Genomic DNA, 11,628 nt, shown 5'->3' with positions numbered 1-11,628 from the left:
CCGGTGTTACATAACTGGCTGCCCGATCTCACGCCACGGCCCCTGCTTAAGAACGATGTCTGGCACGAGGGACTGCCAGTTGCCATCCCGTGCGTGGATCATGTTGCGCACTTCGGCGCTGGTGTGGAAGAGGAAGTCCTGATTGGGCTCCTCCAGCGCCCGCACACTCTGGGTTTCAATCAGGTAGCGGAGCAGATGCCTTTGCTCAGGAGTGACGCGAACATCGTTCAGCCCGAGAATCTGGCCGTTCATGGGATTGCCCATGGGATAAACATAGACACGGACCTGATTTTTGAAGAGCCGCCCAAAGGCTTCGAGCAGGCCACCTTCGAGATCCGTGCACCAGCGTTCGTTAAAGAGTTCTTGAAACAAAGGCAGGCCAAGCACGATGCCAATGGGGCACTGTGTGTGGCGCGCAAGGTAGCTGCTGACACGGTGAAACTCCGGATACGTCGAGATGAGCACGTTTTTGCCAAGTGCCTGGAGGACATCTGCACGCGCGAGGAATTCGCTGTCCGGCACCTCGGCACCACTGGCGAGGAGGTTGTGCATGGTGATTTCGAGAATCTCGATGTTGTTGCGGGCGGAATCGCCGAAATCTGCCTGAAATGCGGCCTGACCACGCTCGATCATGTCGAGGTTGAGCTTGGTGATGGGATCAAAGCTGCCGCGCTTGAGGAAGACCGGCTTTTTGTAAAGCACATCGGAAGCCTGCCAGATTTCGCCATCGGCACCGAAAAGTGCGGCGTCAGCCAGACCGAGGCGGACGAGTTTCAATGCCACGAGACGATCCTGGAACTCCGATGCGGCAAAGGCAGGGCCGGTGAAGTCGATCATGTCAATTTCCACCCGCTTGCGGCTGAGATCGTCGAGCAGGCTTTGAAGGAAAGTGGAGAGATCATCCCGCAAATGGAAGGCGGCGTAGATGAAATTGACGCCCAGTTTGCCGAGGGCATCCGACTGCCGTGCATTGGAGTCGTCCAAGAGCCGCACATGCATCTGGATTTCGCTGCTGGGACCGCCGGGGTCTGTCTGAAAGCGCAGGCCAATCCAGCCATGGCATTCCTCCGTGGTGTCGCGGTAGGAACGAGCGCGCACAGTGTCTGCCAGCGTGAAGAAGGTGGTGGTGGCGCCCCGTTTGGCATTCAGCCGCTGAATGAGCATGGGATACTCATGCTCCAGCATGTCGCACATGCGCTGGCGCGAGACGTAGCGGGAGCATTTGCCGTAGATCTCGTCGCTGATGGTCATGTCATAGGCCGACATGGTTTTGGCGACAGTGCCGGATGCGCCGCCGGCGCGGAAGAACCAATTGGCGACTTCCTGTCCGGCGCCGATTTCAGCAAAGGTGCCATAGATGGTGTGCGCGAGATTGATCTTGAGCGCTTTTTCAAGCGTGCCGGGGCGGTCGTTAACAGAATTCATGTGGGGTGATTTGATGATGCGCATGCCTGACGGCGATGCACGAAGCATTTGAAGGCAGTTCCGGCTCCATCGGCGTCGGTGAGCGCGGCTGGTGCAGGTGCAGAGTGTGAATGCAGAAATTCGGCCAAGGTCTGGCGCGAAGCCTCTGTGAGGCCCAGCTCACGCAGCCAGGCGGCATAGTCAGTGAAATTGATGTCGGCAGTGATGTCCTGGCGGCCAGGATTGGCATAGATGTCGGCTCCGGTGAGTCTTTGGTGCAGGAGATAAGCACGCAGCGTGCCGTGTGGCCGCCGATGGTAGAGCCGGGGGAATTCGTCGCCGTAGTCGATGGTGAGCATGGCGCCGCCTTTCCAATGCGGTGTCCATTGGTGCAGCCAGTCGCGAATGCTGGGGTGGAGCTCGCAGCGCTGGCGGTCGGCAAAGGTGGTGTGACGCAACGCGCTGTAGTGGGCCGCATCGAGAGCGTGTGGGTGCAACTGCTCCGGCACCCAGACTTCGAGCCAGCGCTGCTCGGCGGCGCTCCATTGCACGAGGGTGGCAGGGAAGGCGTCGAGGAGTTCGTTGTGGTAGATGAGCGCTTGGCCTTGCGCAGCGGCGAGTGCGGATTCGAGATCTTGGTGCCATGTCACCTTGGTGCCCAGCTTCTTTTGCTGCTCCTGCCGCAGCACCGGCGAGGTCTCGACGATGTGAAACGTGAAGCGACGGCGCGCCAACCAGCCGAGCGCCTTGCGCACCGCATTCATGAGCGATCCATCACCTGCGCCGACCTCGATGATGTGACGCACCTGGGGCTGCAAACGAGATTCAGCCTTGAGCCAGGCTGCGATGGCGTGACCCAACGCTGGCGAGAGAGTGGCGGAAGTGGAGAAGTCGCCGCGTGCGCCGACGGTCTTGATGTGGCGGGTGTAGTAGCCGCGTTCGGGATCGAACAGGGCACGTGCCATGAAGGCGGAGAAGGGCTCAGAAACTGCGGATGATTTCATCAGCGATGATTTCCAAGCCTTCGCGCACGATGTGCTCCGGCTGCGAGTAGGTGAGCCGCAGGCATTCGTGTGGATGACGCCACTCCTTCTCCAGACCAAAAGCGAAGTAATGCCCCGGGATGACGAGCACTTTGCGCTCTTTGAGCCGGCGATACAATTCTGCCGCAGGGATGGGCAGGCCATTGACCCAGAGCCAGAGGAAGAACGCCCCTTCCTGAGCATGCAGAGCCCACGGAACGCGATCTCCCAGGGCGGATGCGAGCACGGATTTGGCGAAGTCGGAGCGTTCGCGGTAGAAGGGGCGAATGACCGTGGGGCCGAGTTTGACGAGGGTGTCGTCTTTGAGCAGGGGCATGAGGAGCGCCTGGCCGAGGTTACCGTTCGCAAGTGAAACGATGGCGTTCATGTTCGACAGCGCCTTCACGATGTGAGGATCGGCAACGATCATGGCAGTGCGCACTCCGGGGAGACCGACTTTGCTCATGCTGATGCTGAAGATCATGCCCGGCTGCCACTGGGGCAGGAAGCCGTTGTGAATGACGCCGGGAAAAGGATGGCCGTAGGCGTTGTCGATGATGAGAGGGATGCCGTGCGCATCCGCCAGTGCGTGCAGGCTTTCGAACTCATTTTGCGTGAGCACGTTGCCCGTGGGATTCGTGGGACACGAGACACACATGGCGGCGATGTCGGGTGTGATGCGCAACTGATCGAAATCGACGTGGTATTTGATTTCGTGCGGGGCGGTTTCGACAATGCGGGGCAGACAGGCGGTGAACTGGCCGGGGCAGAGCGCCTGGTTGGCGTAGCCGATGTATTCAGGCAGCAGCGGGAAGAGGATGCGCTTCCTGGCAGTGCCGGTCTGCCCAGCGAGAAGATTGAAGAGCAGGAAGAACGCAGACTGCGAACTGGGCATGACCGCGATGTTTTCATGGGTCACGTTCCAGCCGCATTCGCGATTGAGAAAGCCGGCGAAGGCGTCCCGGAAGAGTGGATTGCCACCGGGAGGATCGTAGTTGAGCAAGGTGCGGTCGATGCTGCCATCGTCGAGCATGGCGTGCATGCGATCGCGCCAGAGCTTCTGCACCTCGGGAATGGCCGCAGGCTGGCCGCCGCCGAGCATGCGCATGTCCGGATGGGTGGTGAGCGCGGCTCCGCAATCATCCATGAGTTCCTGGATGCCGCTGGGGCCAGCTAGGCGCTGGCCGATGTCTGAGAAGGTGGGTTGCATCAAGAGGCGACCGAGGTCTGCACCCAGTCGCGAATGCTGAAATCTGGCGCAGCTTTTTCAATCTGCCAGCGGCCATCCGCGTTCAATCTGACACTGCCTAGCCAGCGCTGATGCCACTCCTCGGGAGAAATCATGCTGAGCTGGTGCCTGCCTGAGACTTCGTAGAGGTGATAGACCTCGCCACAGACGGGTTCAAAACCGAAGCTGCTTTCGTAGATGAGCTTGTTCCAGTTGAACGCGTCGATGACCTCCATGTAGCGCTCCTGAATTTCCACCATCTCCTGCTGGAGGACGCGTTCGACCCGGGAAACGCCGCGGGATTTGAAGTTGGTAAGATCCTGGGGGATGATTTTGGCAGCCAGGCGCGAAGCCGGATACGGCAGGTAGTTGCCGCGGGGTTCGGGGGCTTGCAGAGCAGCGTCGATGGGGTCCAAAACAGGGGCGTTTTCTATCATAAGATGGGCTGCGGGGGTGCGATATGCAACGGCGCTTTGATTTGAAATGCCGCTGCGGGAGCTTAGAATGAGCCATGAATAACGTCTCGAAACTCCTCCAGGCCGCAGTGCTCTCTGGTCTTCTGGCATCATGCGCTAGCAGAACCATGGACAGCATTCCCACATTGGCAGACCTGAATGCCTATGAAAAAGTGGTCCGCGCCAGATATCAGTTCATGTACGATGACCTTGAGAAAAAGCGCGCCAGCGGTGCGCTGAGCAAAGCTGACTATGCGGAAGAAAAGCACCGGCTGGATTCCAAGGTTGCTGAGAACGTCAACAACGCAGCATGGAACAAACACTACCTCGCCGAGTCAGAGCGCAAATCTGATGGTGTTCCGACTCCGGATCAGCCGGTGGCATTGCATGCGGGACTGGTGGGAGGAAATGGCATGAGCGGCGGAGTCGGATCCGGAGGGATGGGTTCGTTTTACCAACCCTCATACCAGAATTATGGCGCCGTTACAGGCATGGGTGGTTCCGCAGGCATGGGCAGCATGCGATCTGCCAATGAACAGCTCAGCCAATCCAAAAGCATCCGCAATGATGCCATCTCAGCCGGGGGAACCTATCTTTCCGCGCCGCCTCCCGGCTCCGTTTACGATCAAGACGTGAAGCGTTAAACAGACGCGCTTTCCTTTCCTGGGCCAAGAACCTAACAGAGGCCATCGCATTCAAAGATAAAGCCCTGTGAGGAGTGATCCCCACAGGGCTTTTGGCGGCGGATTGCTCCGCCACATTGACCTCCCTAGGAGGCCAATGCGTTACTTCTTCTTCGCAGCCTTCTTAGCGGCCTTCTTTGCGACTTTGACGGCTTTCTTTGCGGGCGCCTTTTTGGCGGCTTTCTTTGCAGCTTTCTTAGCCATGGTGTTTATCCTCTGTTTGTTGTTGGTTGCGTTGTTGTTTTGTTTTGCCACGGACGCGCTTTTGGCACCTCCACGGACACTTTTTCCTGCGGCGGCCGGAGCGGCGGCGCGCTTTTCTTCGATCGCGGCCTGCGCTGCGGCAAGGCGTGCGACTGGGACCCGGAAAGGACTGCAACTCACATACGTGAGGCCTGCACGATGGCAGAATTTGACGCTCTCAGGATCGCCGCCGTGTTCACCGCAGATGCCCAGCTTGATGTCGGGCTTGGTCTTGCGGCCTTTTTCGATGGCGATATTGATGAGCTGGCCAACACCGGTTTGATCCAGCGTGGCAAAGGGGTTCTTCTTGAAGATTTCGTTCTCCGTGTAAGGCATCAGGAAGCTGCCCATGTCATCACGGCTGATGCCAAGCGCAGTCTGCGTGAGGTCATTGGTGCCGAAGCTGAAGAACTGTGCGGTCTCGGCGATTTCATCAGCCGTGAGAGCTCCACGCGGCACCTCAATCATGGTGCCGACAAGATAGTCGAGCTTAATTTTTTTCTCAGCCATCACTTCTTTTGCTACCTTATGCACGATTTCGACCTGCAGGTCGAGTTCTTTCTTGAAGCCGACGAGCGGAATCATCACCTCAGGTTTCACCTTGATCTTCAGCTTCGCCACATCTGCGGCGGCTTCAAAGATGGCGCGAGCCTGCATCTCGGTGATCTCAGGATAAGCGATGCCAAGACGGCAGCCGCGATGTCCGAGCATCGGATTGAACTCATGCAGAGCAGCGACACGTGCGGTGACCTTCTCAACTGCCACGCCCATTTTCTTGGCGAGCTCAGCCTGGGCTTTTTCTTCATGCGGCACGAATTCGTGAAGCGGAGGATCAAGCAGACGGATGGTGGCGGGAAGTCCTTTGAGCGCCTTAAAGATGCCGGTGAAGTCTTCACGCTGATATGGAAGCAGCTTGGAGAGCGCTTTTTTGCGGTCAGCCACGTTGTCGGCCAGAATCATTTCACGCACGGCGTCAATGCGGTCACCTTCAAAGAACATGTGTTCCGTGCGGGTGAGGCCGATGCCCTGGGCACCGAAAGCGATGGCGTTCTGCGTCTGCTCCGGATTGTCGGCGTTGGTGCGGACCTGCATGCGAGTGGCCTTGGAGCACCAAGTCATGAGCTGCTGGAAGCTCTTGAATTTTTCGGTGCCCTGCGCGGCCTTGTCACCACTGATCATGCCGGTGATGATTTCGGAAGGAGCAGTCTTCAGCTCGCCGCCGTAAACGATGCCGCTGGTGCCGTCGATGGAGAGGTAATCCCCTTCATTGAAGGTCACACCTGCGACAGAAACCGTCTTCTTGTCGTAATCGATTTCCAGAGCGGCGGCACCGCAGATGCAAACCTTGCCCATCTGACGGGCGACGAGAGCGGCGTGGGATGAAACACCACCACGTGCGGTCAGAATGCCTTCGGCAGCGATCATGCCGCGAAGGTCTTCCGGGCTGGTTTCGTTGCGGACGAGGAGCACTTTCTCACCTTTTGCTTCGGCGATGACGGCGCGGTCGGCGTTGAGGTAGATCTTGCCAGATGCGGCACCCGGGCCGGCAGGAAGACCGGAAGCGATGGCCTTGGCCCTCTTCACGTCAGCGACGTCAAAGATCGGAGCAAGGAGCTGTTCGAGCTGATCGGCAGGATTGCGCAGCACGGCGGTCTCCCAGTCGATGAGCTTTTCCTTCACCATGTCGATGGAGAACTTCAGAGCGGCGGCGGCGGTGCGTTTGCCATTGCGGGTCTGCAGCATGAACAGCTTGCCTTCCTGAATGGTGAACTCGATGTCCTGCACGTCCTTGAAATGCTTTTCAAGCTTCTGGCGGACCACCAGCAGTTCCGCGTAGGACTTCGGCATTTCCTTCTTGAGCTGGAGCACCGGCTCAGGAGTGCGCACGCCGGCGACGACGTCTTCGCCCTGGGCATTGATGAGGAACTCACCGTAGAACTCGTTGGTGCCGTTCGCAGGATTACGGGTGAAGGCCACGCCGGATCCAGAGGTCGGACCGGTATTGCCGAAGACCATGGCCTGCACGTTCACTGCAGTGCCCCACTCGGCAGGGATGTTGTACTTGCGGCGATAAACGATGGCGCGGTCATTCATCCAGCTGCCGAAGACGGCGCCGGCGGCACCACGCAGCTGATCCCATGGATCGGAAGGGAACACCTTGCCGGTGCGCTCTTTGACGAGAGCCTTGAAACGCTTCACCAGTTCCTTCTGGTCATCGGCGGTCAGATCGCTGTCGATGATGTCCTTGCCGTAGGTTTCGTGTTTGAACTTCTCGATGGCCATTTCAAACGGCTCATGGTCTTCACCTTCGAGCTTCTGCACGCCGAGAACGACGTCACCATACATTTGAACGAAACGGCGGTAGCAGTCCCAGGCGAAGCGTTCGTTGTTCGTGGCGGCAACCAAGGAGAGAACGGTTTGATCGTTCAGGCCAAGGTTGAGGATCGTGTCCATCATGCCGGGCATGGAGTCACGCGCACCGGAACGCACGGCAACGAGAAGCGGGAAGCCTTTGGCGTCACCGAACTTGTAGCCCATGATTTTTTCCATGCCTTTGACGGCAGCTTCCATCTGCGACTGCAAAGAGGCAGGGTAGGTTCTCTTGTTCTCGTAAAAGTATGTGCAGACTTCTGTGCTGATGGTGAACCCGGGAGGAACGGGAAGGCCGATGCGGCTCATCTCTGCGAGATTGGCGCCCTTGCCGCCCAACAATGCTTTCATGGAACCATCGCCGTCTGATTTTCCTGGTCCGAAAAAGTAAACGTACTTCTTTTTGTCTGCGCTGCCCTTGGATGCTGTCTTTGCCATATGAGATATTTCGAATCGTCTGATGCGATCCGTGGTTGTGTGTGTGTTCTGTGGGGTTTGAAGCGCGGATTTAAATCGTTGCAGTATATGATGCAAGCATTAGTTGACAATCAAAGCCGCCCGGTGAAGGCGGCGCATCTTGGGTCCCAAGGGTCGTGGTTCACCTTGTCAGCCCCCGTCGAAGTTGGCGCTTGTTCATGACAAGTATTGACGTGGCAATGCAAAAACGATTAAATACTTCAGCGGAACGACGACTGTTTTTTTGAACCCCTATCGTTCCTGGCACACGCCCAACACAAACCCAACCGAAGATCATGAAACTCAAACCTCGTTCCAACTTTTCCACACGACCGGGCTTTACGCTCATCGAACTGCTGGTGGTGATCACCATCATCGCCGTCCTTGCAGGCCTGGTCATTTCACAGGCCAACAAGCTGATGGCGGATGGGAGAAAGTTGCAGGTGCAGGTGGTCCTTAAAGATTTGCGCAGCGCCATCACGAGCTATCAGGTTGATTACAACCGCTGGCCGGTGAATCCCAGCCTGCTCAGCGCGGCAGCCGCCGGCCAGGACATTCAGGCTTTGATGACAGATGAGAACAGCGGCATCGTCGGTGCGCTCACAACGCTGACGTCATCCTCTGCCGCAGGCGGCGGCGGCGGAACAGTCAACCTGAACCCCAAAGGCATCAAATTCATTGATCTGCCGATTGCCAGGAATGGCAAGTTTGGCCTGGTCAACGCCCAACCCCCTTACAAGCTGGTCGATCTCTGGGGCACCGTCTACTATGTGCTGCTTGATACCAATGGTGATCTGCAGGTGGCCAATCCAGATTTGACCAACTCGGATCCCAAGATCTCTGCAAACGCCATCAGCCCGCCGCCAAAGATGCTTCCTCTGGAAGTCGCCATTTACAGCTGGGGCCAGGACTTGAAGGCACAGACTCCGGACGACGTTGTGTCCTGGCGGAGCAAGTGAGAGGTCCTGACATCCGTCACAACTAGAGGCGCAGCGGCAAAACCGCTGCGCTTTTTTATGCCTGATCAGGCGCGCTGCGCGAGCAGTTCACCTGCTTTGGCGGGATCAACTTTTTCATAGAAGTCGTCCTCGATCATGCAGACCGGACCAAAACCGCAGCTTGCCAGACACTCGGCAAATTCAATGCTGTACTTGCCATCGGCGCTGACCGCGATGGGATGATGATGATCCGTGTGGGAGCGGTCGATGTTGCCAGCTTTGCAGAGCGCGTCCATCAGTTCGTAGCTCCCCGCCATGGCGCATGACAGCGTGCGGCAAACGCGGATATGGTATTTGCCGGGGGCGGTTTGACGGAAGCCCGGATAAAAAGTGACGACTTCGAGCACCTGAATCGGCTCAAGAGAGAGCTTGGCGGCCACCCAGTTCACGGCCTCTTCACTGATGAAGCGGAAATGCTCCTGCACCAGATGCAGCAGGGGGAGGACGGCGCTGCGTTTTGAAACGGGATAGTGCGAGATCGCCTCGTCCATGCGTTTTTCCAATTCGGCTGGAACTTCAAAGGCCATGCGGGGAGTGTCTCGGATGAAATGGTTAGGATGAATCAGCGGTCGCATTCGCCCATGACGAAGTCCAGGCTGCCAAGCACTGCAGGAATGTCGCTGAGCATGTGGCCGGGGATCAGCTTGGAGATGATGCTGAGATTGAGGAAAGAGGGAGCACGGATTTTCAAGCGGTGCGGGACACCGCCGCCGGTGCTGTTGATGTAGAAGCCGAGCTCTCCCTTGGGATTTTCGGCGGCGAAATAAACTTCTCCCGCAGGAGCATCAATGCCCTGGGTGGAGATGATGAAGTGGTGGATGAGCTCCTCCATCTTCATCAGCACTTTTTCCTTCTTTGGCAGCAGCCCCTTGGCGTCTGCCACATTGATGGGGCCTTCGGGCAAAGTGGCGAACACCTGCCGGAGGATGCGCACGCTCTGGCGCATCTCCTCCATGCGTACCAGATACCGATCATAGCAGTCGCCCTTGGAGCCAACAGGCACGTCGAACTCGTACTTGTCGTAATCGAGGTAAGGATGCGCCTTGCGAAGGTCATGTTCGACACCTGAACCGCGCAGGTTTGGGCCTGTGAGACCGTAACCGATGGCGTCTTCTTTGGAGATGATCCCGATGTCCTGAGTGCGGTCGATGAAGATGCGATTGCGCGAGAGCAGCTTGTCGATCTCATCGATGACAGGCTCCAACTGATCGAGGAAAGTTTTCACGGCACCGACAAAGCCATTCGGCAAATCGCGGATCTGACCACCCACGCGGGTGTAGCTGGTGGTGAAGCGCGCGCCGGTGAGCTGCTCGCACAGATTGTAGATCTTTTCGCGCTCGGTGAAGGTGTAGAGGAAGACGGTCATGGCACCGACATCCATGGCAAACACCCCGACTCCGAGCATGTGGGCGGAAATGCGGGCCAGCTCGCAGCAGATCACGCGGATCGCGCGGCCACGCTCAGGCACTTCCCAGCCCATGAGCTTTTCCACAGCGAGGGCATAGGCGACGTTGTTCGCCAGCGGTGCCAGGTAGTCCAGCCGGTCCGTGTAGGGCACGAACTGGTTGTAGTGCATGTTCTCGGCGATTTTTTCGTCGCCACGATGCAGGAAGCCGACATCGGGATCACACTTGGTGATGATTTCGCCGTCGAGTTCCAGAATGAGCCGCAACACACCGTGGGTGGCCGGATGGCTGGGCCCCATGTTGAGCACCAGTTTCTCTCCGACGATGTCCGTCGTGGCTTCTTCCACAGCTTCGAGCTGCCGGGCCGCTTTGGCGGCGGTATCCGGGGCCTCGTATTCTCGGGTGACAGTGGGCATGAAAAGCAGGGGGCTGGTAGCGTGCGTGAGGGGTATCTATCTACGCTGCCCAAAGAGCGGCAAGGCGATTTTGTGAAAAATTTCACAAGCGCGCTCAAACCAGCCTCAAAAAACCCTCTCCAACCTCTTTATTCTAGGGTGACGGCGCCGGAGCTGCCACGCCGGAAGTTGCCCTCAGGCCCGGTCTGGGGCAGACTGCGGCCGGACATGCGATACCCCCCACGCCTGAAGCGACACCTGCTTTTCCCAGCTTTTGCCGGGGTATGGCTGGCCATGGCTGGGTGGGGAGTGGCCCAGACTGAGCCGCCTGCAGACGGTATTCGCGATGACACCCGGGCCCTCACCCCTGAAAGCCATCGGGTGCTCGCCGAGGAGCTCAAACAGTTTTCCCAGAATTTGAAATGCGATGCGTGGATCCAGGCCACCAGTTTCATGCCTGCAGGGCTCACCGTCCGCAGAAAGGCTCAGATCACGAGACGTGAATGGAGCGGGACGCGGCCTGCCGTGCTGATGGCTTACGACCGTGCCAGCAACAGCAACGCGATGTCGTTTTCTCCGGATTTCTGGGAACGCTACCCGGCGGCCGATCTCGTCGAGATCATCCAAGAGGCTCGCCGCATCCAGGCCGACACCAAGCTCACTCTCGAAGAAAGGCTGACACAGGCCACGCGCTACTGGATGGACCGGCTGCGCAGCATGGAAACCGTGCGGCTGAAACAGTCACTCTGGCTGCAACGGGGTGAAAAGCCGTTCGCGCTGGCTGTTCCAGTCTTTCTGGCCGGCGGGGGCGTCGTCCTGGCCTTGCTCGGGATTGTTTCGCGGCGGCGCAGTGCACGCGCAGGCCGTCGTTTTCTTTTTCCCGAGGTGCAGGTGGGCATGCGTTTTGGCGCAGCCTACGGCGGAGGAGTGACGTCCGAGATCAAAACGAACGTCGGTGCCCAATGACG

10 protein-coding genes are annotated in these 11,628 nt (G+C 58.2%); 3 read left to right on the top strand and 7 right to left on the bottom strand.

Translation table 11 applies throughout. From position 1 onward, the window contains the following. Nucleotides 1-6 precede the first annotated feature (6 nt). From AC3RLQ_RS24150 to AC3RLQ_RS24135, 4 genes are read right to left on the bottom strand one after another with little or no spacing between them, the layout of a single operon-like run. Nucleotides 7-1,425 (bottom strand): TonB-dependent receptor, encoded by a 1,419-nt coding sequence (locus tag AC3RLQ_RS24150; protein WP_493031214.1) that lies wholly within the window; start codon nucleotides 1,423-1,425, stop codon nucleotides 7-9. After that, entirely contained in the window at nucleotides 1,422-2,408 is a 987-nt protein-coding gene (locus AC3RLQ_RS24145) for an SAM-dependent methyltransferase (RefSeq protein WP_493031213.1), read from the bottom strand. Before AC3RLQ_RS24145 ends, AC3RLQ_RS24150 begins: the two co-directional genes overlap by 4 nt. Continuing rightward, nucleotides 2,386-3,636: a valine--pyruvate transaminase gene (locus tag AC3RLQ_RS24140; RefSeq protein WP_493031212.1), complete on the bottom strand. Its 1,251-nt coding sequence runs from the start codon at nucleotides 3,634-3,636 to the stop codon at nucleotides 2,386-2,388. The genes AC3RLQ_RS24145 and AC3RLQ_RS24140 overlap by 23 nt, the downstream gene beginning before the upstream one ends. Next, nucleotides 3,636-4,091: a DUF2452 domain-containing protein gene (locus AC3RLQ_RS24135; protein ID WP_395730407.1), complete on the bottom strand. Its 456-nt coding sequence runs from the start codon at nucleotides 4,089-4,091 to the stop codon at nucleotides 3,636-3,638. Before AC3RLQ_RS24135 ends, AC3RLQ_RS24140 begins: the two co-directional genes overlap by 1 nt. 146 nt (nucleotides 4,092-4,237) lie before the next feature. Here AC3RLQ_RS24135 and AC3RLQ_RS24130 point away from each other — a divergent pair, with 146 nt between their 5' ends. After that, complete coding sequence (locus AC3RLQ_RS24130; RefSeq protein ID WP_493031211.1) at nucleotides 4,238-4,753, top strand: hypothetical protein; 516 nt, start codon at nucleotides 4,238-4,240, stop codon at nucleotides 4,751-4,753. Between the two features lie 141 nt (nucleotides 4,754-4,894). Here the strand turns inward: AC3RLQ_RS24130 and ppdK are convergent, their stop codons facing one another. Next, entirely contained in the window at nucleotides 4,895-7,843 is a 2,949-nt protein-coding gene (gene ppdK / locus AC3RLQ_RS24125; protein WP_493031210.1) for a pyruvate, phosphate dikinase, read from the bottom strand. A gap of 314 nt (nucleotides 7,844-8,157) precedes the next feature. Between ppdK and AC3RLQ_RS24120 the strand changes: the two genes are divergently transcribed. After that, nucleotides 8,158-8,820 carry a type II secretion system protein gene (locus AC3RLQ_RS24120; protein WP_493031209.1) on the top strand — a complete coding sequence of 221 codons (663 nt, stop codon included), beginning with the start codon at nucleotides 8,158-8,160 and terminating at the stop codon, nucleotides 8,818-8,820. Between the two features lie 65 nt (nucleotides 8,821-8,885). On the opposite strand, the gene AC3RLQ_RS24115 is transcribed toward AC3RLQ_RS24120, so the two are convergent. Continuing rightward, a complete protein-coding gene (locus AC3RLQ_RS24115; RefSeq protein WP_395730411.1) occupies nucleotides 8,886-9,386 on the bottom strand; it encodes an NADH-quinone oxidoreductase subunit NuoE family protein in 501 nt (166 codons plus the stop codon). A 35-nt stretch (nucleotides 9,387-9,421) separates the two neighbouring features. Then, nucleotides 9,422-10,681, bottom strand: coding sequence for an NADH dehydrogenase (quinone) subunit D (gene nuoD / locus AC3RLQ_RS24110; protein WP_493031208.1), 1,260 nt, complete (start codon nucleotides 10,679-10,681; stop codon nucleotides 9,422-9,424). Between the two features lie 207 nt (nucleotides 10,682-10,888). Between nuoD and AC3RLQ_RS24105 the strand changes: the two genes are divergently transcribed. After that, nucleotides 10,889-11,626 carry a hypothetical protein gene (locus tag AC3RLQ_RS24105; protein ID WP_493031207.1) on the top strand — a complete coding sequence of 246 codons (738 nt, stop codon included), beginning with the start codon at nucleotides 10,889-10,891 and terminating at the stop codon, nucleotides 11,624-11,626. The last annotated feature ends 2 nt before the right edge of the window (nucleotides 11,627-11,628 follow it).

The organism is Prosthecobacter sp. GW821-HT29F12 (genome assembly GCF_058803405.1).
This window is presented reverse-complemented; position numbering and strand designations above follow the sequence as displayed.